We start from the raw sequence: 21,598 nt of genomic DNA, 5'->3' as shown, positions 1-21,598 counted from the left end.
TCCAAAGAAGCTGGCCCTAAACCGCCATCTTTTGCATGGTCGTCACTTTTCGGCGAGAAATTTCCATGGAAGCCAGACATGCTTCAACAGGCTTCACATCCCACGCCTTCTAGAATGGAAGCAAAAAAGAGAGATGGGCGATAGAGGAATGAAGATTGGACGATGGAAATACGCCGTAAATGTGGTAGCTGCTGCGATGCTCTGTGTTGCAATGGGAACGGAATCGGTCGCCGTCCAGGCGAGCAGCGAAGGGGATGTGCAGGAGCAGGATTCCATTCAAGTAGCGTTTGTCGGGGATATGATTTTGGATAAGAGCGTCGGGAATCAGATCGGGCGGTACGGCGTAGATTATCCGTTTCAAAAAACAGCGGATTTTCTCAAGCAGGCAGACCTGACGATTGGCAATCTGGAGACACCAGTCAGTACGCGGGGACGTCCGGAGAAAAAGGAATATACCTATCGTGCGAAGCCAGAGTCGTTGAAGGGGCTCGTGAACGCGGGTTTCGACGTGGTCAACCTGGCGAATAATCATTCGCTGGATTACGGAATGGACGCGCTCTATGACACGATGGAGCATCTGAAAAAGGTGAAGATCGGCTACGTGGGGGCGGGGAGAAACGAAGGAGAAGCATTCGCTCCCTACATCCAAACGATCAAGGGGAAACGCGTGGCAGTCATCGGGATTAGCCGTGTCCTTCCAAATGAGCGTTGGTATGCGCGAAAAAACAAGCCAGGTCTCGCACATGCCTACTCTTATGAGCCGATGCTGTCCCATGTAAAAAAGGCAGTGGCGGAGTCAGACATAACGATTGCAGTCATGCACTGGAATCGGGAATATAAGGATTACCCAGAACCATATGCGCGCGAAATGGCGAAAAAGCTGATCGACAGCGGTGTAGATGCCATTGTCGGGTCGCACAGCCATTCGATCATGGGCGTCGAGTTTTATAAAAAGGTGCCGATCTACTACAGCGTAGGGAATTTTGTGTTTACCACCTCGCGCAATCCGAAAGGTCGCGAAGCCATGATGGTCCAACTGACTTTTTCAAAAGACGGGAGCAAGAGCCGCGTGATCCCGGTGAAGCTCACGAACGGTCAGCCTGCTCCGATGGACGAGAAAAACACAAAGAGGATCATCGACAAGCTCAACCGCATTTCCTATGGGGCGAGCGTTGACGCAAAAGGCGAGGTTAGCGAGTCTAAGCCTCAATAACGAGTCGCCGCATCATTTCTCTTCGTGTGAAACCATACTGTTCGTATAAACCATGAGCATCCCGAGTAGCGAGTATCATGCTCGTATGACGGATGTCTGGATGTTCCACCATCGCCTCCATGAGCCATTTGCTCAATCCCTTACCTCGATGCTTTGGGTCGACGAAGACATCACACACCCAGGAAATTGTCGCGTAATCACTCACGACCCGGACGAACCCAGCCTGTCCATCCTCACCATACAAGCCGAAACAGAGTGAATTTTCGATACTTTTTATGATCATTTCTTTGGAGCGTTCTGACGCCCAATACGTTGTCGACAGCCAATCGCTGATGCGTTCGACATCGAGTAAAGCTTTCTCATCACTGATTTTGTAAGGCAGTGTCGCGTGTCTTGTTTCCATCTGTATCCCTCCGTATTTGTATTTACTCCTTTGCTTACGATTCACTATACTCAAGGGACTAGGGCGCATAAAGGAGAGAAAAGTGAATCTGTACCCACACAGATGACGGGGGAGTGAACGGGATGAAGAATAAATACGAAGTGGTGAAAGACAGCATCAAAGAGCAGCTTCGCACCCATACAATCAAGCCAGGGGAGAAGCTGCCGTCGATTCGTACTGCATCCGAGCGTTGGTCGTGCAGTTTGAATACGGCGATACGGGCGTATCAAGAGCTGGAAAAGGAGCACCTGATTTACTCCATTCCCAAAAGCGGTTATTACGCGGTCCTTCGCCCTCTTCAAAGGGCGCGTTTTCCAGAGGAGCGAATTGACTTTACCGCAGCCAGCCCTGACTCAGAAGTCATGCCATTCAAAGATTTCCAGCATTGTCTAAACCGTGCGATTGAATTGTATGAGGATCAGTTGTTCTCTTATTCGGACCCCCAGGGCTTTTTTTCCTTGCGACGGGCATTGGAGAGCCATCTCGCCCAATCACAAGTATTTGCATCCCCTTCGCAAATTTGCGTCGTTTCCGGCGCTCAGCAAGCGCTGCATCTGCTCGCCTCGATGCCGTTTCCAAATGGAAAGAGTGCAGTGCTAGTCGAACAGCCCACCTTTCACGGCATGCTGCGTTCACTCGAGCTACTGGGAGTTACCGTTCTGGGCATCCAGCGGACTGCAGCAGGCATCGATATGGATGAGCTGGAGCGGCATTTTCGCAACAACCAAATCAAGTTTTTCTACACGGTTCCCCGGTTTCACAATCCGTTGGGGACAAGCTATACAACGGAGCAAAAGAAACAAATCGTAAAGTTGGCTCAGCGCTACGATGTATACATCGTCGAGGATGACTATCTGGCAGACATGGAAACCAGTCTGAAGGCAGACCCGATCTACAGCTACGATCAATCAGGTCGAGTCCTGTACGTGAAAAGCTTTTCTAAGATCATGCTGCCCGGACTTCGATTGGCGACAGTCGTCCTGCCCCCTTCCGTGATGGAAACGTTTCGGTTGTTTAAAGCATCGTGCGATTCCAGTACGGCTGTCTTATCTCAGGCGGCCTTGGAGCTGTATTTGAATAGCGGGATGTACGACCATCATGCTGCCCTTGTTCGGGAACGTTATCGCCTGCGGATGGAGACATTGGCAGAGTGTTGCCGGCGCTATCTTCCCCCGCAGCTTCACGCACAAATCGGAACAGGCGGGATTTTTTCGAGAGTGCTGCTTCCCGATGAGCTGGACGCTCAGGATATCATCGCAGCGTTGCACCAACAAAACGTGCGGATCATGTCCACGAACCAGAGCTATTTGCCTACCTTCCCGCGTGAAAACGGCTTGCGAATTAGCATTATCCAAACAGATGCAGATAAAATAGAGAGAGGGATCGCCTTGTTAGCTGAGACTGCTACTGGACTTTTGCAGAAGCAAAGAAAAGAGGGGCAGTCGCGGATCATCGATTGGATCTAGTGGTTATGTATACTTGAGGAATGGGCAGAATGGAGACGTATATCATCACGAAAAGGAGTGATTGTCAGTGCAAGCCATCACTACGTTTTTCATGTTCCATGGACAAGCGGAAGAAGCGATGAAGCTTTACACTTCTATTTTTGATCGCTCAGAAATCAAGCAGGTCATGCATCACGAGAATGGACAAGTCCTGCACGCTACTTTTACATTAAAAGACCAGACCTTCATGTGTATCGACAATACAAACGGTGACTATCATGCCTTTACTCCGGCGATTTCGTTGTTTGTTGACTGCGATACAGAGGAAGAGGTTGACCGGGTTTTTGGACAGCTTTCTTCGGATGGACAAGTCCTTATGCCGCTTGGACAATATCCGTTCAGTGAAAAATTCGGATGGGTTCAAGATCGTTACGGAATATCGTGGCAGATTAATTTACCGAAAAGATGATAGTTGAAAAGCCGGTACCCCTCTTGGTACCGGCTTTTTCGTTTTTATGAAGTAGCTGTAGTGGGGGGAAGAAGCGAATTTCCAGTCTACGCTTCGGCCTACGCCCTGCAAGGGGTATCACTGTCCGCTTCTGAATAAATGGCGGGAGCGCTTCAAACCAGAAAACGCGCAGGCGTTTTTGTATGTAATAAAAGCTGAAATTCCCCGCCATTTTTTCCTACGCTAGGGCGGGCTCCAGAGGCGCTTGGACTGGAATTTCGCTTCTTCCTACGTAGCTTTTCGTTCATTCGTTGATAGGGATTCTAAGGTGTTTCGTATCAGGCATTTAGCTTTCACTGTGTTGACTTGCAAAACGTCTTAAAAACACGAAAGAATTCACAGCTGTTCGAAAGTCCTGTCACATGTTTGGAAGGAGACCGCCCGAACGTAGAGAGGATACAGGCGACTGGAAAACATGTGGCAGGGCTTCTCCCGACCACAACCGATGGAATATAGTCTTTTTGTCTACATCGTCATCAACTGACGAAAACTCCGCCGATAGCTCCACAGTAAATACACTTCCAAAATTGCAACAATCAGTCCCATGGCGAGCATATTGGGATCGACAAACAGGTGGAACGTCAAGATGTTGACAGCAAGAGGAGCGGTGGCGGTTAGAGCCAGTGGGACGAAGCGGTTAGTCAGGAATAGCAATCCACAGATGATTTCGACGGTTTTGACCAGAACTAGCAAATACCCTTTTAGAAGCTCCATGGCAGCAGGGCTAGTTGGAAAGATAGGCTCGAATCCAAATAAGACAATGTAGCCATTCACACCTGCTCCAAGCAAAATCAATCCAAGGATGATACGGGCTAATACGGGCAAAGTCCGTGTCATCAGGCATCACTTCCTTGTAGTGGAATATGGATGATGAAGTCTTCGAGGAAAGTATAACTCCACTTTGACCACCTGGTCAATATTCGTTATGATAGGGCAAAGAAGAACGGAGAGAAGGTGACGGACATAAAAGGAATCTGGCAAGACGAAACGCTGGAGCCGAACAAGCGAAAGCTGTTGGATGCGGCCCTTGTTGAATTTTCCGCGAAAGGCTATGAACGAGGCTCCACCAATCAAATCGTTCAGAACGCAGGCGTATCAAAGGGGATGCTGTTCCACTTTTTCGGGAATAAAAAGGGACTGTTTCTGGCGATTGTCGATGCTTGTATCGAGCATTTTTTTGCCTATATACAGGCGCGAATGGAAGCGGCGCCGCAAGACTTTTTTGCACGATTTCTTCATGTCAACCAAGCGAAAATGTCCCTCTTTGCCGAGGAACCAGCTATTTATCAAATGGCAGTTGCGACCTTTTTCGATTATCCCGAGGAATGTCGTGCTGAGATCGAAGACAGAGAAACACAGTTCAATGCCCGATATCTTCCCTTATTTCTGGATCAAGTCGATACGTCATTGATCAAAGTGCAGTTCGATCCACAGAAGGCGCTGCATTTTTTGCTGTCGGCTGTAGAGGCATTGACGCAAAAGTACGTCCGCGCAAACTACGAAGCCAGCGATAAAGGCTTCGCACATGTCCAATCCTTTTTTGCGGAATTAGAATCGTACATGGATATGATGAAGATAGGGCTGTACAAACAATCAGACAGTGAAGCATAAAGGTGGAAAAAATAATGGATGAGAAATGGACGCGCCTGATACATAACATGAACCCGTCAGCCAAGCTCCTTCGTGCATGGGAGCTAAAAGGAGGGATCTCTGCACAGGTCACCGCGCTAGAAATAGAGACCCCTGACGGCACAAAGAAAAAAGTAGTCGTCCGCGAGCACGGTCAGGCTGACCTCAAGCGAAATCCGCAGATCGCATCAGATGAATTCAAACTTTTGCAAATACTGAAGTCCGCTGGCTTGCCGACTCCAACGCCTTATCACCTCGAAGCATCCAGCGATATGTTTCCCACACCGTGTCTTGTCATCGAATTCATAGAAGGACAGACAGTCACTGCACCAGCCGACTTGTCCAGCTTTTTGCAACAAGCAGCTGAGGTGCTGACTCGCATCCATTCGGTAGACACTTCTAGACTGGCGGGTACTTATTTGCCGAAACAAGAAGAAGCGATAACGGAAAAGCTCCACAAAAGACCTACGATCCTGGACAAATCATTGGATGAGGGACTCATTCGCGAAGTGCTGGAGTCCGTTTGGCCGCTGTCCCAAGCGAATGCAGCATCGCTTTTGCATGGCGATTTCTGGCCGGGAAATACGATGTGGAAGGAAGAGAAGCTGGCTGCTGTCATCGATTGGGAGGACGCTGCGATCGGCGCCCCCTTATCTGATCTCGGCAATGCCAGACTGGAGATGTTGTGGGCATTTGGAGTGGAGGCCATGAATGACTTTACCCTTTACTACCAATCTGCCAGCAAGACACTCGATTACACCCAGCTTCCGTACTGGGATTTGTGTGCCGCACTGCGACCAGCTTCGAACCTATCTGATTGGGGATTGGAAAAAAGTATTGAGAAAACCATGCGTGAGCGACATTCTCTATTCGTGATGCAGGCGTGTGAAAAACTAGGCATTCCGTATAAAAGACATGCCACTGATGAGAGCCTCGAATAATCGGGGCTTTTTTTGTTTGGAAAAAACTGTTGACCGATCCGGTGACGATACCTATAATCTAATTCATAGTAAACAGGTAAGAATTATAAGTTATTATCTTTTGATCCGACCGGACCACCGGAGGAGCTGGTTTTACTGATGTGAGTGGATATGAAGGAGGATCACCATGAAAAAAAGGCTTTCGCAAATCATTTCAACTTTGTTGCTAGGGACGCTACTGGTCACAGGTTGCAGCTCCGAAGGCAGTGCGCCGGCTACCTCGACACAAACGGCAACTCCGTCGACAGAAGCATCAGCACCCGCTGCCAGCAAGGTGCAAGACATAAAAGACGGCATCAATTTGGCTACGGATTTATCCAAGCTGCCGGAAGCAGCAGCCAAAAGAACCGATACATTCATTGCGGGATTGACGGAGCCAGGCGGCGTGTTTAACCCGTTTTTTTACCACAACGGCTACGATGGCAACGTCTCCTCAGCGATCTTCGAATCACTGGTGGATGTCGATGCGACAGGAAAGCCAGTACCCAAGCTCACGGAAAAATGGGACGTATCTTCTGACCAGCTCACGTATACGTTCCACCTGAGACCGAATCTGAAATTCAGTGATGGTTCACTGCTGACGGCAGAGGATGTAGCCTTTACACTGACGATTCTGCACGACAAAACGTACGACGGTGAAACGGACATTTTCATAGCAAGTATCAAGGGTGGTCGTGAATATAAGGAAGGCAAAGCGAACACGATCGAAGGAATCAAGGTGATTGATCCACAGACGATCCAGATCACGACGGAGAAAGTGAACGCCAAATCTCTCGTCCTGTTAGGTGGGCAGGTGCTCTCCAAGGCGTACTACGGCAAGGAGTACAAACCAGGCAATCTGGAGTATCTCCGCACCTTGCATGGCAAGCCATTGGGAGCTGGACCTTACAAATTCGAGGCGTACATTCCTGGACAAGAAGTCCGCTATCTCGCAAACGAACACTATTATGCGGGCAAGCCGCAAGTCGAACACTTTATCTACAAGACGACCGAGGGCGACGCTTTGCAGTTCATCCAGACAGGGGAAATGGATTACAACTCCTTTACCGTCAACTCGGATAACATTGAGCAGCTGCAAGAGCTGGGATACGTGAATATCAATCTGTACACATCCAGTGCCTATTCGTACATCAAGTTCAATCATTCCAAGCCATTTTTCAAAGACAAGCGCGTCCGCCAAGCCTTCATCTACGGACTGGATCGCCAAAAGATTTTGGACTTGACCTACCAAGGATACGCGCAAGTCGCCAATATACCGATCAGTCCTGTTTCGTGGGCCTATACGGAGGATGTCAATCCGTACGCATACAATCCGGAAAAGGCGAAGCAGCTCCTGGAGGAAGCGGGCTGGAAGCCGGGCGCGGACGGTATCCGTGAAAAAGACGGGCAGAAGCTAGTCGTGCATTACTACACGACAAAAGGAAAGCTGGGAGAGGTTCTGATCCCGATTGCCAAAGAAAACTACAAAGAGTTGGGCATCCAGTTTGAAGCGGAAATGATGGACTACAACGCCGTTTTGGCACGGACGGAAAAAGGAGATCACGACCTCGCTTCGTTCTCGACGACAATGCTGATCGATCCAGATGACGGTGTAGATGCCTTCTCGACGAAAAAGGGCAAGAGCGGATTTACCGGAACGAATGGCTACTCCAATGCCAAAGTAGACGAATTGTTGGAAGCAGGTCTATCTACGTTGGACATTGAGAAGCGCAAAACGATCTACAAAGACCTGTACAAAGAGCTGAGCGATGACCCACCATACATCTTCCTCGGCTACCGCAAAATTTTGTCTGCGCACAACGGCAAGATCAAGGGCTTGGAACCGAATCCGTTCACGGGCATTTCGACCAGCCTGCCTAGTATCAAAATGGAGTAACAAGTTCGAGTAACTGACTCACGAATGTTGTGCCCGGCCCTGGGGCTGGGCTTTCTTTTTTTCCCCAAGCATGAAAGGAGGCCAACGATGACGTCCTACTTCCTGAAAAGGGTCTTTTACATGGCATTGACGCTCTTCGGCGCATCCATTTTGATTTTTTTCCTGTATGCCCTAACGCCCGGTGATTTCGTCGATACGAGTCCCAAGCTGACAGCCGAACGAAAGCTGGAGCTAAAAGCGATGTACGGGCTGGATAAGCCTGTCGTCGAACGGTATTTCATCTGGATGAAAAACGCCCTCCAAGGCGATTTTGGTTATTCCCTGCAGTACCAGCAGCCGGTGATGTCGCTGTTGAACGATTACATCTGGAATTCGTTTTTGCTGGCGATTACCTCTACCTTTTTTACGTGGCTGATCGCAATCTCAATCGGAGTTCTGTCTGCTGCAAGGCAACATTCCTGGTTCGATGCGCTCGTGACGATCGGTGTTTTTGCTGCGATGTCGCTACCTGTCTTTTTCGTTGGACTACTGTTTATCAAGTTGTTTGCCGTTGATGCCAAGCTGTTTCCCGCAGGGGGCATGATGACGATCGGCAGCAAGGAAACAGGGCTCGCCTATGCGTGGGACGTGGTTCAGCACATGTTTTTGCCTGTGATGGTGCTGACTTTGCTGAGCGTGGGGACGCTGACTCGCTATTTCCGCACGAACATGCTGGAGGTTATTCAACAAGACTTCGTGCGCACAGCCCGGGCAAAAGGACTGAAGGAAAAAGTCGTCCTGCACAAGCACGCGCTGCGGAATGCGCTCCTGCCCGCCATTACACTGCTAGGCTTTGAGCTGCCAGCATTGTTCGGTGGGGCGATTATCACGGAAAAAATCTTTAACTGGCCCGGTGTCGGACAGTTGTACATGCAGGCGTTTTCTGTACGGGACTATCCGCTCTTGATGGGCTTTACGATGTTTCTGGCGATTCTCACCGTCATTGGAAACTTATCTGCTGATTTGCTGTACAGAGTGGCTGACCCGCGGGTTCGGTTGAAATAGGAGGGAAAACGATGGCATCAACGGTAAGTGAAGTAGCGGAGGTGACGAGACCAGAGCAGGTAGCGTTGCGTTCTTCCTTGTGGCACGAGGCGTTTTTGCGATTGAAAAAGAAGCGTCTGGCGATGGTTGGACTTGTGTTTTTACTCGTCATGGCAGTGCTATGTTTCATCGGTCCGTTTTTTTCTCCGTATGCATCCGGGAAGATTAATACGGCCATGATCAACAAGCCGCCAAGCTTCTCCCATTGGCTCGGGACGGACAGCTTGGGCAGAGACATTTTGACGCGGTTGATGCAGGCTGGCCGAATCTCGCTGACAGTCGGCATTGCTTCCATGGTGCTCTCCGTTTCCATTGGCGCCCTTCTCGGGGCACTGGCTGGCTTTTACCGTGGGTGGGTCGATCAAGTGATCATGCGGGTAGCAGACGTACTCATGACCATTCCTGGTCTGCCGCTCTTGTTTATTATGGGCGCAGTCCTCTCCGAGTGGAAAATCCCGACCGACTACCGCATTTACATCGTCATGGTCATGCTGAGCCTGATCGGCTGGCCCGGCTTGGCGCGAATGGTCCGCAGCCAGATGCTCACCCTGCGTGAAAGTGAATTCATGCAAGCAGCAGAAGTACTCGGTCTGCGCGACAGACGCAAGCTATTCTTTCATTTGCTGCCCAATCTGACACCGCTCTTGATTGTAGTTGCCACCTTGAACGTCGGTGGTGCGATCCTAAGTGAATCTGTATTATCGTATTTCGGCCTCGGAGTCGTCCCACCAACACCCACATGGGGCAACATGATGGATGCGGCAAACACACTGATCGATTTTCAGAAAAGACCGTGGCTGTGGGTTCCTCCTGGGATTGCTATTTTTGCTACTGTTATCTCGATCAATCTGCTGGGGGATGGATTGCGGGATGCTTTGGACCCGAAGCAGAAGCGTTGAGGGGTTCTTTTGAATTGTTTTCACCTTATTGAACTTACTTTCAAAAGGATAGCTGAAGCAGCGCAGGGAGAAGTGATTTCCAGTCCAAGCGCCTCTGGAGCCCATCCTAGCTTCGGAAAAAATGGCGGGGAATTTCAGCTTCACTTATGGACTACTTCCCCGAAACTTCAACGTTTGAAGCGCTCCCGCCATTTATTCCGAAGCGGACAGTGATACCCCTTGCGGGGCGTAGGCCGAAGCGTAGACTGGAAATCACTTCTCCCTCTCCGCTACAGCTCCTTCAAATACACGAAAAGGCAGGTGAGCCAAGCATGAATGCTTTAGTCGAAATCCAAAATTTAAGTACCTACTTCAAGTCCGAACAAGGCGTGGTCAAAGCAGTCGATGCCCTCGATCTGCGCGTCTATGAGGGAGAGACAGTATGCATCGTAGGCGAGTCGGGCTGCGGCAAAAGCGCGGCAGCCATGTCATTGATGGGACTAATCCCAGAGGCGGTAGGCAATATCGTTTCGGGTGAGATATGGTTTGCAGGCCGTGATCTGCGAAAAGTCAGCAAAGAAGAAATGCGAAAGCTCCGCGGCAATGAGCTGGCAATGATTTTTCAGGAGCCGATGTCGTCACTCAATCCCGTATTGACCATCGGTGAGCAGATCATGGAGCCGATCGTGGAGCATCAAGGTCTAAGCAAAAAAGTAGCCCGAGCGCGAGCCGTTGAGTTGATCGAGCTAGTCGGAATCCCGCGGGCAAAAGAAATCGCCAAATCGTACCCCCATGAATTGAGCGGGGGTATGCTGCAACGCATTATGATTGCCATCGCAATATCCTGCAATCCCCGCCTGCTGATCGCCGATGAGCCGACGACTGCTTTGGATGTGACCATTCAGGCGCAAATTCTCGATCTGCTGCGCAAAATCAAGGAGGAAGCCCAAACTGCGATTCTTTTTATCACGCATGATCTGGGTGTCGTAGCGGAAATGGCCGATCACGTAGTTGTGATGTACGCAGGGAAAGTGGTAGAGGTGTCTCCTGTTGTCGAGCTGTTCGAGGAGCCGAAGCATCCGTATACACAAGGCCTGCTTCGCTCCAAGCCTGTGTTGAATCAACGCAGAGCCAAGCTGTATTCCATCCCTGGTCAAGTACCGAATCCGGCGACACTCGGTGAATCGTGCTATTTTCTTGACCGCTGCGATCAGTGCTTGGACATTTGCCGGGTGAAGCAGCCGCCTCTGCGCGATGGGGGAGAAGGCAGAAAGGTCGCGTGCTGGTTGTATGAGGAGGAGATCGCCCGTGGACAATAACTTGCTGGAAGTGCGCCGATTGAAAAAATACTACCCGATTACCGGAGGGCTTTTAGGCAGGAGGATCGGCCATGTAAAAGCGGTGGATGACGTCAGCTTTTCCATCCAAAAAGGGGAGACGTTCGGGCTGGTTGGTGAATCCGGAAGCGGAAAAAGCACGACAGGTCGCACCATCCTGCGCCTTTTGGAAAAGACAGAGGGAGAAGTCCGCTTCCAGGGTATCGATGTGCACGCCTTGAATCGCCAAGAGCTCCGAGCTTTGCGCCCGCGGATGCAATATATTTTTCAAGACCCGTACAGCTCGCTGAATCCGCGGGTCCGAATCGGAGAAGCACTGGGGGAAGCGCTGCTTGATCACGGGCTGCTCCCACAAGCAGAGGTCAGGGAAAGAGTCTTAGAGGTCATGGCATTATGTGGATTGGCACCGTATCATGTCGATCGGTACCCGCATGAGTTCTCGGGCGGTCAGCGTCAACGGATCGGTATCGCACGGGCGATTATGATGAACCCTGATTTTATCGTCGCGGATGAGCCAGTATCTGCTCTGGATGTGTCGATCCAAGCCCAAATCATCAATTTGTTTGCAGAGTTGCAGGAGCAAAGGAAGCTGACGTACTTATTTATTTCGCATGATTTGAGCGTCGTGGAGCATCTGTGCACGAGGATCGGCGTTATGTATTTGGGGTCATTGCTGGAGCTGGCACCTCGGGATGAGTTATTTTTGGAGCCGCTTCATCCGTACACCAAAGCATTGCTCTCCTCTGTACCGCTTCCGATCCCGAAGAAAAAGCGGGAGCGTATCGTCTTGCAGGGAGACATGCCAAGTCCGGCGAATCCTCCGGCAGGGTGCAAATTCCACACGCGCTGCCCGTTTGTGAAGGACATTTGCCGACAGGAAGTGCCTGCTTTTCGCGAAGTTAGCACCGACAGATTTGTCGCCTGTCACTTGGTGTAACGGGAATCAATGGGGGAATGAAGAACTGCACCGGGCATTGACCGATAGCAGAATGATATGGTAATATTTTCATATCATAGTAAACGTATCGGTTTTTAAATAATTAACTGATCGGTCGACCGAAAGCTCCCGCGAGGACAAAGACAATCGAGCTGTCTAGTTGCGCAGGGGGCTTTCGTCAATCGAAGGAAAATGAGGTGAGAAAAGCCTCTTGATTCCCAAACTGTTTGACATTGACGGTTAAGGGATCAAGAGGTATTATCAGATCAAAAAACAAAGTAAGTTGGTATGATTAATATGAATTGATTTTACGAAACAGGAGGGGGCTTCCCATGGCAAAAAATGAGATTTTCCTAGACGATCTCTTATTAGAGAAAATCGCGCGCGCACTGGATGGTCTGGAATACGGCTCCATACATATTGTGGTTCACGATTCACAGGTCGTTCAGATTGAGCGAACGGAAAAATACAGACTCCCTGCGGAAAAGGCTGAGACAAAGATTTCGCAAGCGCGCACCGGAAAATAGAAGAAAAGGCGTGGAAAAAAGAGAGGAGGAAGGACTATGGCAGGCGTTCTTGTGGTAGGAGGAGATCGAGTAGCAGAAATCGAGAGCTTGTTGCAGAACAAAGGGTTCCAGAATGTCTATCACGTATCTGGTCGCAAAAAATCCGATGTGAAGGCGACGATTCCTTCTGATACGGAGCTTGTTCTTGTCTTTATTAACTTTGTGAGTCACAGCTTGAGCAAAAATATAAAGAAGCTCGCGAAGCAAAAGCACGTCCCGATCGTATTTTGCCGACGGTCATGTGATGCTGTAGCCATGTATGAACCAGCGATAAGCTAGAGAGGACAGTCCAAATATGCGCGGATGAATAGAAGTATTCAAGGATGAATACTTCTTTTTTGCGTGACAGAGACTACTGGTAGAAACTTGTCGGACCGATTCGGGTAAAAGTATTCAGCACTGAATAAAACCAACAAAAGAACAACCGAAAACACGAATGGCATAAAATTTGCAGAATATTTATTCAATAATCGGTTATCCAACTCAAACAGGGGGGTACAGCATGAAAAGACCAGTTGTCGTGACAAGTCTCTTCGTTTTGCTTACGGGACTATTTGCAGGCTGTAGCAGCGGCAATACGCCGACTCAAACCGCACCAGACAACCAGCAGCAACCAGCGCCAGCACAGCAGGCAACTGTGCAGACTGCGGCAGAGCAGACGTTGCACATGAATGCCGCCGAGCCTGAAACACTTGATTCAGGCATGTCCAACGATGTGATTTCTGGTGCCTTCATCCGTTCGTTGTACGACGGACTCGTTCGATTGGACAAGGATGGCAAGCCAGCCAATTCCGTTGCATCCGACATTCAAGTATCGGAGGACAAAAAGGTGTATACCTTTACATTGCGCGACAGCAAGTGGAGCAATGGCGACCCGGTTACGGCTCAAGACTTCGCCTTCGGCTGGATGCGCGTGCTCAATCCAAAGACAGCCAGCGGCTCCGCCTACAAGTACTATCCGATCAAAAATGCCCGCGCCTTTTTCGAAGGAAAGGCGAAAGCGGAGGATGTCGGCATCAAAGTCGTCAATGACAAGACACTGCAAGTCACCTTGGAAAACCCTACCCCTTACTTCCTGACACTTGCGACCTTCTACTATCCGGTCAACCAAAAGGTAGTAGAAGCCAATCCCGATTGGGCGAAAAAGGTCGAGTCCATCGTGACGAATGGGCCGTTCAAGCTGGTGAATTGGGAGCATAAAAACAAGATTGAGCTGGCCAAAAACGAGCACTATTGGGACAAAGATGTCGTGAAGTTTAACGAAATCGAGTTTTCCATGATTGAAGATACCAATACCGAGCTGGAGCTGTTCAATAGCGGCGAGCTGGATTGGGCTGGCGGCCCGATTAGCGGACTACCTGCGGACGCCATTGGACCGTTGCGCGATGAAGGCAAGCTGCAAACCATGCAACGTGCCACCAACTACTATCTCTTGTTCCAGACAGAGAAGCCGCCATTTACGAATAGCAAAATCCGCAAAGCGTTTGCCTACGCGATCAACCGCAGTGACATCGCAGAAAATATTGGTCAGGCCGGACAGACTCCCTTGATGGGCTTCGTCCCCATTTCCGCTTCCCTGAAGCCAGAAGGATATTTCAAGGATAACGATGTGGCGACGGCGAAACAGTTATTGGCAGAAGGAATGAAGGAGACGGGCATCACTAAACTGCCCGAAATCACCTATCTTTACAATACCTCCGACCTCAACAAGAAGATTGCCGAAGCATTGCAGGCTCAATGGAAACAATCTCTCGGTGTGGACGTCAAGCTGATCAACAAAGAATTGAAGGTCATGTTTGACGATCAGGAGCAAGGGAAGTACATGATTTCCCGAACAGGCTGGACGGGAGATTACAACGACTCCGTCAACTTCCTGGAGTTGATGATGGAGAAGTACAGCTCCAATAACTCTACTTTCTGGTTTAGCGAGAAGTACGTAGAACTGGTGAAAAAGGCGTACGCCGAGCCAGATGAGGCCAAACGCAATCAGTATCTAGTCGAAGCGGAGAGCATCTTGATGGAAGAAATGCCGGTCACAGGTGTGTACTCCAGCGTCAATTCGTGGGTACAAAATGAAAAGGTAAAAGGCATCACGGTCGATCCATTGGGCTACATCGACTTCAAGTGGGGATACAAAGAACAATAGCGCTGAAAAGAAAAGGCCGACACAAAAATCCATGTGTGGGCCGTTTCGCGAGCGATGAGGGAGGAATTTTAATGACTTGGCAGCAAGCAGTAGAAAACGTGCTGAAGGAAGCACCCGGTATTTTTGGAATCGCAGCTGTGCATCTGGAAACAGGAGAGACAGCAGGGCATCTGGATGAAGAGTTGTTTCAACTGGCGAGTGCATTCAAAATTCCGATCATGGTCACCTTGATGCGCGAAGTGGAAGCAGGACGAATCCGCCTCGACCAGCGTGTGACACTGAAATGGGAGGATCGCGTGCCGGGGTCAGGCATTTTGCAAGAGCTGGATGCCGGAGCGGCCTTAACAGTCAAAGACTTAGCGACACTGATGACGATTGTCAGCGATAACTATGCGACAGACAAAATCATCGAGCTGATCGGCGGCATCGACAAGGTGAATGAGCACATGCATGAGCTGGGGCTTTCGCAGATTCATTTGCGGCATAATTGCTGGGAGCTCCTCAACCACTGTGTAGGTATGAATGAGCCTGCACCTTCGGAAGCAGGGTTCGATGAGTTCATGCGACGGGAAGAGTCAGGCAATTACGAATTGATCCACGATGTATCGATACCTACCCGTGATAATAACGTAGCGACACCAGCCGAGCTAAACCGCCTGCTTATCATGATTGTGCGAAAAGAAATTCTCACGGAAGCCTCCTGCGAGCTGATGCTGGACATCATGCGACGTCAGCATTACAACAGCCGTCTGCCGTACTTGTTGCCAGAAGGAACAAAGGTCGCGCATAAGACAGGGACCGTCAATGCAGTCGTCAATGATGCTGGCATCATTTATTTGCCCGAAGGAAAAGGAATGATTGCGATCACGGCACTATCACGCGGTGTGACTGACAAAGAAGCCGCAGAGCTTACCATCGCCCGTGTAGCAAAAGCGATTTATGAGCAAGCAATGGGGAGTTGATGAAAATGACGGCATGGAAGGAACAGTTCCAGGCGTATGCACAGCAGCTGCTGGACGAGGCAAAGGCTCCGGGCGCCGCTATTGCTGTTGCACGTGATGGTGAGCTTTTGTACGAGGGGACGTTTGGTTTTCGCGACAGAGAGCAGCAACTGCCACTTTCCCTCCACACCGTTTTTGGCATCGCATCCATCACCAAATCATTTACCTGCGTTGCGATCATGCAGCTGCAGGAGGCAGGCAAGCTGTCTGTCCACGATCCGGTCGTGAAATATTTGCCTGAATTTCGGGCGGGCGACCACGAGCTGACTGCGCGCATGACGATACATCACTTCATGACACATACGCCTGGAATAGCGCCCATGCCTTACTTAGACGGTGCAATGAGGCGGAGTATGGAGAATGATCCCGCTGTCATTGGCACCAAGGCGGAGGAAGAACTGAAAACAGTGCCTTATCTGGATACTTACGAAGAAGTCATGGAAGCCATTGCTGGATTCGAAGGGAAGCCGCTCTCAGAGCCAGGGGGTGCCTTTAGCTACAACAACGATGCGTACGGGCTTTTGGGGGCGATCATTGAACGGGTCAGCAACCAGACGTATGAAAACTACGTTGCGACACATATTTTGCAGCCACTGGACATGGACAGAACCGTTTTCTCCGTGGATGAATTGGCTGACAAGGATGACGTCACGATTTTGTATACCAACAAAAAAATCGAGGACGAAAACCAAATCATTGCAGCACCCATCTGGCACGATGCCCCAGCGATGCGAGCAGCCGGTTTCCTCAAATCGACTGTGAATGATTTACTCGCTTATTTGGAAGTCTTTCGTTTGGGGGCAACGAGAAACCCGACATCGATTCTGTCTGCCGATAGTGTCCGGGAGATGCTCACTCCCTTTGCTCGTGTGGACGGGCACCGCTCCTACGGCTATGGTCTGATGGTCTCGCCTGCCTTTCCAGATAGCTTACTGGTAGAGCATGGCGGATCGCTGAAGGGAATCAGCTCGCACATTTTTTCGGTTCCGGATCAAGGGATTACGGGCGTGATTCTGGTCAATCTCGATGGCGTGAGCGTCCGAGAGTTGGTCCTCGGCTTTTTGAACAGTTATTTTGCAAGACCGGCTGGAGCTCCGGTCTATGTCTATGATCCATACGAGGTCACAGATGAGCAGCTGCCACTGTACGAGGGTCGCTACTCTTCGCAGGAATGGGTAAGCGCATCGATAGCCAAAAGCGAAGGCAAGCTATTCCTAGAGGTGGATGGTCACTCGTATCCACTGATCCCGGTACAAAAGGACAGCTTCGTTTTCCAAAAAAGAGATTCCATCCCTTGGATTGAGTTTTTCCGGGATGAAGACGGGCAAATAGTGAGGATGAGCTACGGATTGCGTCAGTTGACGAGAGAAACCACAAAATCGCCAAGTTAAAAGGGGAAACAAGGGTAGGAATCCTGAGGGTTCTTATCCTTTTTTTCTTCCCCAAAAGGGAACCCACCCGTTGCTAGCGAATTGTTCTTCTCGAATGGGAAAAAAAGGCAGGGGCAATCTAGGAACAATGGGAGACGAATAGGATGGATTGGATAGCGGCGAAAGACAGATGGCTATCGTCGTTGCTCTTGTCGATGGAAGATGTCGTGGAAGGGCATATGACGGACATGCTTTCGTTTGGCGGACCGATTTCCCATTACTATCGAAAATATGAACAGCAGCAGCGAATGGGAATTTCCGGTATGTTGACGGATGTCATGCAGCAATTGTTTTCCGAAGAGAAAGAGTACGCCGAGTATTTGTACGCACTGTCTGTGGAGTCCTACATTTGGGGGGAGACATGGGCAAAAGGAGACATTTCAAAGGAAGTACTGCTGCAAACGTTATACAATCTGCGCCAGCTTATCTTTGAGCGTGTGAGACATTCCTGTACGGATGCCGAGATAAGAGATGCGCTACTGTCTCGCCTGCATGAGATATTAAACATTCGTTACTACCATGCGATGCGCGGATATTTGGCCTGCAAGGATCAAATGATCAGCCATTTGCATCGGCAAAAAATCGGGATCATTGAGCAGATGGCAGCGGGAATGGCACATGAAATACGCAACCCCCTGACAGCGGTGAATGGGTTTTTGCAGCTTATGCGAAAAACGATAGAACACGACGGTCGCAGCCGAGGGTGGGAGATGTTTGAACAGTACATTCAAATTTGCCAGCACGAGATGCAGTCCTTGAATAATCTGGTGACGAGCTTTTTGATTCTTGCCCGCAAAAATGAAACGGGGAACAGTCAAAATGAGATCGTCGAGCTTCGTCCCTTGATGGAGCGTGTGCACGAGCTTGCGAAGCATTACGTGATGGAGAAAGAGGTGCGGTTGTCCTTTGGTTATGCAGAGTCGCATGTTCAGGTGTGGGCGATTCCTTCCTATGTGGAGCAAATTTGCCTGAATCTGATTAAGAATGCAATGGATGCGGTAGCCCATAATGGATATGTCACCATTTATACGGAAACCTCTTCGATGCAATCATTTGTAAGTGTGACGATTGAGGATAATGGATGCGGGATTTCCGAGCAACGCCAAAAGCACTTATTCGAACCTTTTTATATAACGAAGGAAAAAGGGACCGGGATTGGACTGTCGGTATGCAAAAAGCTCCTCGAAGAAATGGGCGGTAAGATCAATATCCAATCGACAGTAGGAGTAGGGACGAAAGTAGAAATCCTATTCGCAGTCCCTCCTGCAAAAGAATTTTAACAAAGTGGTTGCCAATCAGGCAGCCGCTTTTGTCTTTGTTTTGCTTTCTATGCCCAATCCAAGCCATAATAGAGACAATACATACAGGATGTGATTACGCTTGCAGATCATTGTTTTTGACCTTGAAACGACACTGACTTATCAGAGAGACAAGATCCCGGAAATTATTGAGATCGGAGCGGCAAAAGTCGTACCCGGAAAAAATGGCGTGGAGGTCGACACATTCCAGCGATACACCTTTCCAGCCATTGAGCGCAGAATTACAGAGAGAACGCGCAAATTCATCGGTCTCGATAAAGAGAACATGCCAACCTTTATCCCGTTTCGCCGGGCATTCGCAGAATTTATGAAGTGGATCGGCAACGATTCTGAATACTACCTGTGCACATGGGGGCAAGACGACAAGCGTCTGATGATCGAGCATTGTGCGCGGTTTGGCTTGGACTTCAACTGGATGCGCAATTACAACGACATCCAGCCGCCAATTAGCATGCTTTTGGCTGATCGCAAACAGATGAGTCTGAAAGAAGCGATCGACACGGCAGGAATCATCCAGGAGGGCAGGCTGCACTCCGCCTTGGTCGATGCCATCCACACAGCTCATTTGCTCATCAAATACAACAAGACGGTACAGTTGAAAGAAAACACGCCAGAAGAGAACTACAATTTGTCGAGCTCGTTGTACATTACGTGCCGATCCTGCAAAAAAAGCAAATACTACACGGCATTCGGGCGAAAAAGCAGAAGATGCGAGGCTTGCTTGCAACATCGCAAGAAGTTGGAAAAAGCCGCAGAAGCAGCAACCGTCCAACAGAGCTAACGGGAGAGAACGGAGGAGTGCGTAGATGATAAGACAAGCACAATCAACTGACAAAGAGACAATCGTGACGATGATCGGCGAAGGCATGCTTTGGAGGACCGAAGAGATTGTTGATATCGTGGAAAAAGCTACGGTTTACATCTGGGAGGAAGATGATCAAATCATCGGCTGTGGCACATATGATTTGAACTCCTCCGGCGAAGACGGGACAGCAGAAATATACGTCTATACAAAACCAGACCAGCGAAAGCGAGGAGTCGGTTCCCGGCTGTTCGATAAGCTTTGGCTGGAACTGCAACAGCACGAGGAGAAGCCGAGGGCAGTCATGGCTACCTATCGGGTAGACCACGGGCAAGGTGCTGATTTTTTTGCCAAGAGAGGTTTCGCTTCTATCTGGGGACATCATCTGATGAAATACACAGGAGAGATCGGGCCTGCGCCGACACTCGACGTACGAAAATTCACCGAGTCCGATATGGATATGTACATCCAATCGCAGAGTGACGCTTACTATGAGGTGCGCAAAGGCATCGATCTTCTGCCATACCGTTTGGCGGATTATCCTGAGAAAACGATGAACGCATGGAAAAACTGGCTGCTGGGTGAGATGAGAGAGGACATTTATTTGTTCGAGCATGAGGGAGTATTCGTAGGGTCCTTGATCATCACAGGACATGGCGAGGTTTACGATGTGTTCGTAGATCCCATGCATCAAGGCAAAGGCTATGGCAAAGAGCTTGTCCACTTTTTTGTGAACCGGACGCTGGAAAAGGGCTTGAAGCCCTATCTCGTCACAGGTACTCACAACGAACCTGCGATTGCATTGTACGAACGGACAGGCTTCCAGACGTTTCAGACGACCACGACAGCGAAGAGAGACTTTGCGTAATCCGCTTATAAAAAAATGCCGCAGGGATTAGACCCGAGCGGCATTTTTCATTGTGACCGATAGCCTATACTCCGAGCAGGAGCAGGATAATGGACGTCAGACTAAAGCAAACACTGATCAAGCACAGGAAGGTGACGACCTGCTTTGGATTGAGTCCAGAACGCAGCAGGCGATAATGAACCTGGCTGGCATCTGCTTGGTAGATCGGCTTTCCTTGCAGGAAGCGTTTAGTCACGACAAACAGATTATCGAAAATCGGCACACCGAGAGCTAAAATCGGAATGAACAAGGAGAGAACAGTTGCTTGCTTAAAGGCACCATCCAACGCGATAACCGCCAAGATAAAGCCGAGGAAGGTCGCGCCTGCATCTCCCATGAAAATTTTGGCCGGCGGCTTGTTGTACCGCAGATAAGCCAAGGCAACACCGACCAGACTGATCGCCATAATCGCAGAAGTGCTTTGTCCTTTTACCAAAGCGACTACGAAGAGCGTGCCTGCGGAGATCGCAGAAAGCCCTCCAGCCAAGCCATCCATGCCATCCGAAAAATTGATGACCGTCGTTACTCCGAAAATCCACAGGATGGTCAGGATGAACTGCAACCATTCCGGGAGCAATATGTATTCGCCACTCAATGGATTGTAAAAGCCGGAAAAAGTAATACCCGACAAGTAGACAATCACGGCGGCTGATACTTGGACGATCAGCTTGGGCAGGGCGGAAAAATCCTTGCCTTGCGTCTTGTACCAGTCATCAATGGTACCAATAATAAGCAGCAGTAGTGAGCCTGACAGAACAGCGATCGTTTGCCCGGTCGATTCTTTCGAGAAGAGCAAAAACGATGCAGCAAAGCCGACAAAAATAGCGTAGCTAGCTGTCAATGGGATAGGCTCCCGGTGAATTTTTCTTTCCACGTCTTTACGTGGCTTGTCCACAAAATCAAGGCGAAATGCCAATTTAGCCAGAGGCGGAATCAGCACCATAACGATACAAAACGACAGTAAAAACGAAAGAGCGTACGTTATCGTGACCATCTCCTACAGGTAGTGGGCTTTCTATATGCAAAGATACTCGCATACCGTGTTGTTTGACAAGTCTATTATAGGAAGGATTCCAAATTTTGTCGACTCTTGCAATCA

General features: G+C 49.6%; 21 protein-coding genes. 18 read left to right on the top strand and 3 right to left on the bottom strand.

What is annotated here, in order from left to right:
* Positions 1-148: 148 nt before the first annotated feature.
* Positions 149-1,213 carry a CapA family protein gene (locus ACFVS2_RS13475; protein ID WP_173620541.1) on the top strand — a complete coding sequence of 355 codons (1,065 nt, stop codon included), beginning with the start codon at positions 149-151 and terminating at the stop codon, positions 1,211-1,213.
* On the opposite strand, the gene ACFVS2_RS13470 is transcribed toward ACFVS2_RS13475, so the two are convergent.
* The gene (locus ACFVS2_RS13470) at positions 1,200-1,616 is read right to left on the bottom strand and encodes a GNAT family N-acetyltransferase (RefSeq protein WP_390234641.1); all 417 of its coding nucleotides are present in this window, start codon (positions 1,614-1,616) and stop codon (positions 1,200-1,202) included. The two genes, ACFVS2_RS13475 and ACFVS2_RS13470, sit on opposite strands and share 14 nt — an antisense overlap.
* 122 nt (positions 1,617-1,738) lie before the next feature.
* Here ACFVS2_RS13470 and ACFVS2_RS13465 point away from each other — a divergent pair, with 122 nt between their 5' ends.
* Together ACFVS2_RS13465 and ACFVS2_RS13460 are read left to right on the top strand one after the other, a co-directional pair.
* Entirely contained in the window at positions 1,739-3,121 is a 1,383-nt protein-coding gene (locus tag ACFVS2_RS13465) for an aminotransferase-like domain-containing protein (protein ID WP_390234639.1), read from the top strand.
* Between the two features lie 61 nt (positions 3,122-3,182).
* The gene (locus ACFVS2_RS13460; protein ID WP_390234636.1) at positions 3,183-3,569 is read left to right on the top strand and encodes a VOC family protein; all 387 of its coding nucleotides are present in this window, start codon (positions 3,183-3,185) and stop codon (positions 3,567-3,569) included.
* A gap of 504 nt (positions 3,570-4,073) precedes the next feature.
* Here ACFVS2_RS13460 and ACFVS2_RS13455 read toward each other — a convergent pair.
* Complete coding sequence (locus ACFVS2_RS13455) at positions 4,074-4,445, bottom strand: hypothetical protein (protein ID WP_390234634.1); 372 nt, start codon at positions 4,443-4,445, stop codon at positions 4,074-4,076.
* A gap of 117 nt (positions 4,446-4,562) precedes the next feature.
* Here ACFVS2_RS13455 and ACFVS2_RS13450 point away from each other — a divergent pair, with 117 nt between their 5' ends.
* The 15 genes from ACFVS2_RS13450 (at position 4,563) to ACFVS2_RS13380 (ending at position 20,460) form a co-directional block, all read left to right on the top strand.
* A complete protein-coding gene (locus tag ACFVS2_RS13450; RefSeq protein ID WP_390234632.1) occupies positions 4,563-5,219 on the top strand; it encodes a TetR/AcrR family transcriptional regulator in 657 nt (218 codons plus the stop codon).
* A 14-nt stretch (positions 5,220-5,233) separates the two neighbouring features.
* A complete protein-coding gene (locus ACFVS2_RS13445) occupies positions 5,234-6,178 on the top strand; it encodes a phosphotransferase family protein (protein ID WP_390234629.1) in 945 nt (314 codons plus the stop codon).
* 166 nt (positions 6,179-6,344) lie between these two features.
* Positions 6,345-8,093, top strand: coding sequence for an ABC transporter substrate-binding protein (locus ACFVS2_RS13440; RefSeq protein ID WP_390234626.1), 1,749 nt, complete (start codon positions 6,345-6,347; stop codon positions 8,091-8,093).
* A gap of 87 nt (positions 8,094-8,180) precedes the next feature.
* Complete coding sequence (locus ACFVS2_RS13435) at positions 8,181-9,137, top strand: ABC transporter permease (protein WP_007729598.1); 957 nt, start codon at positions 8,181-8,183, stop codon at positions 9,135-9,137.
* 11 nt (positions 9,138-9,148) lie between these two features.
* Positions 9,149-10,075 carry an oligopeptide ABC transporter permease gene (gene opp4C, locus ACFVS2_RS13430; protein ID WP_390234623.1) on the top strand — a complete coding sequence of 309 codons (927 nt, stop codon included), beginning with the start codon at positions 9,149-9,151 and terminating at the stop codon, positions 10,073-10,075.
* A gap of 311 nt (positions 10,076-10,386) precedes the next feature.
* Positions 10,387-11,373 (top strand): ABC transporter ATP-binding protein, encoded by a 987-nt coding sequence (locus tag ACFVS2_RS13425; RefSeq protein ID WP_390234621.1) that lies wholly within the window; start codon positions 10,387-10,389, stop codon positions 11,371-11,373.
* Entirely contained in the window at positions 11,363-12,328 is a 966-nt protein-coding gene (locus tag ACFVS2_RS13420) for an ABC transporter ATP-binding protein (RefSeq protein ID WP_304502541.1), read from the top strand. The genes ACFVS2_RS13425 and ACFVS2_RS13420 overlap by 11 nt, the downstream gene beginning before the upstream one ends.
* 332 nt (positions 12,329-12,660) lie before the next feature.
* Positions 12,661-12,855 carry a YezD family protein gene (locus ACFVS2_RS13415; RefSeq protein ID WP_390234619.1) on the top strand — a complete coding sequence of 65 codons (195 nt, stop codon included), beginning with the start codon at positions 12,661-12,663 and terminating at the stop codon, positions 12,853-12,855.
* A 36-nt stretch (positions 12,856-12,891) separates the two neighbouring features.
* Entirely contained in the window at positions 12,892-13,173 is a 282-nt protein-coding gene (locus ACFVS2_RS13410) for a DUF2325 domain-containing protein (protein ID WP_007729617.1), read from the top strand.
* Positions 13,174-13,396: 223 nt separating this feature from the next.
* On the top strand, positions 13,397-15,040 hold the full coding sequence (locus ACFVS2_RS13405) for a peptide ABC transporter substrate-binding protein (RefSeq protein WP_390234616.1): 1,644 nt from the start codon (positions 13,397-13,399) through the stop codon (positions 15,038-15,040).
* Between the two features lie 71 nt (positions 15,041-15,111).
* Positions 15,112-16,002 (top strand): serine hydrolase, encoded by an 891-nt coding sequence (locus tag ACFVS2_RS13400; RefSeq protein ID WP_390234614.1) that lies wholly within the window; start codon positions 15,112-15,114, stop codon positions 16,000-16,002.
* 5 nt (positions 16,003-16,007) lie between these two features.
* Positions 16,008-17,432 carry a serine hydrolase gene (locus ACFVS2_RS13395; protein WP_390234612.1) on the top strand — a complete coding sequence of 475 codons (1,425 nt, stop codon included), beginning with the start codon at positions 16,008-16,010 and terminating at the stop codon, positions 17,430-17,432.
* Between the two features lie 143 nt (positions 17,433-17,575).
* A complete protein-coding gene (locus ACFVS2_RS13390) occupies positions 17,576-18,751 on the top strand; it encodes a sensor histidine kinase (protein WP_390234610.1) in 1,176 nt (391 codons plus the stop codon).
* Positions 18,752-18,851: 100 nt separating this feature from the next.
* Positions 18,852-19,571: a 3'-5' exonuclease gene (locus tag ACFVS2_RS13385; protein WP_173620525.1), complete on the top strand. Its 720-nt coding sequence runs from the start codon at positions 18,852-18,854 to the stop codon at positions 19,569-19,571.
* A 25-nt stretch (positions 19,572-19,596) separates the two neighbouring features.
* Complete coding sequence (locus ACFVS2_RS13380; RefSeq protein ID WP_390234608.1) at positions 19,597-20,460, top strand: GNAT family N-acetyltransferase; 864 nt, start codon at positions 19,597-19,599, stop codon at positions 20,458-20,460.
* A gap of 64 nt (positions 20,461-20,524) precedes the next feature.
* Here the strand turns inward: ACFVS2_RS13380 and ACFVS2_RS13375 are convergent, their stop codons facing one another.
* On the bottom strand, positions 20,525-21,493 hold the full coding sequence (locus ACFVS2_RS13375; RefSeq protein WP_007729630.1) for an MraY family glycosyltransferase: 969 nt from the start codon (positions 21,491-21,493) through the stop codon (positions 20,525-20,527).
* Between the last annotated feature and the right edge of the window lie 105 nt (positions 21,494-21,598).

It is taken from the genome of Brevibacillus sp. NPDC058079 (assembly GCF_042885155.1).
Taxonomy (GTDB): domain Bacteria; phylum Bacillota; class Bacilli; order Brevibacillales; family Brevibacillaceae; genus Brevibacillus.
The sequence above is the reverse complement of the archived record's forward strand: the minus strand, read 5'-3'. Positions and strand labels throughout refer to the sequence as shown.

What these genes read in the sequence shown, in the direction of transcription:
- ACFVS2_RS13475 (WP_173620541.1), top strand. Translation starts at nt 149, where the DNA reads ATGAAGATTGGACGATGGAAATACGCCGTAAATGTGGTAGCTGCTGCG.
- ACFVS2_RS13470 (WP_390234641.1), bottom strand. Translation starts at nt 1,616, where the DNA reads ATGGAAACAAGACACGCGACACTGCCTTACAAAATCAGTGATGAGAAA.
- ACFVS2_RS13465 (WP_390234639.1), top strand. Translation starts at nt 1,739, where the DNA reads ATGAAGAATAAATACGAAGTGGTGAAAGACAGCATCAAAGAGCAGCTT.
- ACFVS2_RS13455 (WP_390234634.1), bottom strand. Translation starts at nt 4,445, where the DNA reads ATGACACGGACTTTGCCCGTATTAGCCCGTATCATCCTTGGATTGATT.
- ACFVS2_RS13445 (WP_390234629.1), top strand. Translation starts at nt 5,234, where the DNA reads ATGGATGAGAAATGGACGCGCCTGATACATAACATGAACCCGTCAGCC.
- ACFVS2_RS13440 (WP_390234626.1), top strand. Translation starts at nt 6,345, where the DNA reads ATGAAAAAAAGGCTTTCGCAAATCATTTCAACTTTGTTGCTAGGGACG.
- ACFVS2_RS13435 (WP_007729598.1), top strand. Translation starts at nt 8,181, where the DNA reads ATGACGTCCTACTTCCTGAAAAGGGTCTTTTACATGGCATTGACGCTC.
- opp4C (WP_390234623.1), top strand. Translation starts at nt 9,149, where the DNA reads ATGGCATCAACGGTAAGTGAAGTAGCGGAGGTGACGAGACCAGAGCAG.
- ACFVS2_RS13425 (WP_390234621.1), top strand. Translation starts at nt 10,387, where the DNA reads ATGAATGCTTTAGTCGAAATCCAAAATTTAAGTACCTACTTCAAGTCC.
- ACFVS2_RS13415 (WP_390234619.1), top strand. Translation starts at nt 12,661, where the DNA reads ATGGCAAAAAATGAGATTTTCCTAGACGATCTCTTATTAGAGAAAATC.
- ACFVS2_RS13410 (WP_007729617.1), top strand. Translation starts at nt 12,892, where the DNA reads ATGGCAGGCGTTCTTGTGGTAGGAGGAGATCGAGTAGCAGAAATCGAG.
- ACFVS2_RS13405 (WP_390234616.1), top strand. Translation starts at nt 13,397, where the DNA reads ATGAAAAGACCAGTTGTCGTGACAAGTCTCTTCGTTTTGCTTACGGGA.
- ACFVS2_RS13400 (WP_390234614.1), top strand. Translation starts at nt 15,112, where the DNA reads ATGACTTGGCAGCAAGCAGTAGAAAACGTGCTGAAGGAAGCACCCGGT.
- ACFVS2_RS13395 (WP_390234612.1), top strand. Translation starts at nt 16,008, where the DNA reads ATGACGGCATGGAAGGAACAGTTCCAGGCGTATGCACAGCAGCTGCTG.
- ACFVS2_RS13390 (WP_390234610.1), top strand. Translation starts at nt 17,576, where the DNA reads ATGGATTGGATAGCGGCGAAAGACAGATGGCTATCGTCGTTGCTCTTG.
- ACFVS2_RS13380 (WP_390234608.1), top strand. Translation starts at nt 19,597, where the DNA reads ATGATAAGACAAGCACAATCAACTGACAAAGAGACAATCGTGACGATG.
- ACFVS2_RS13375 (WP_007729630.1), bottom strand. Translation starts at nt 21,493, where the DNA reads ATGGTCACGATAACGTACGCTCTTTCGTTTTTACTGTCGTTTTGTATC.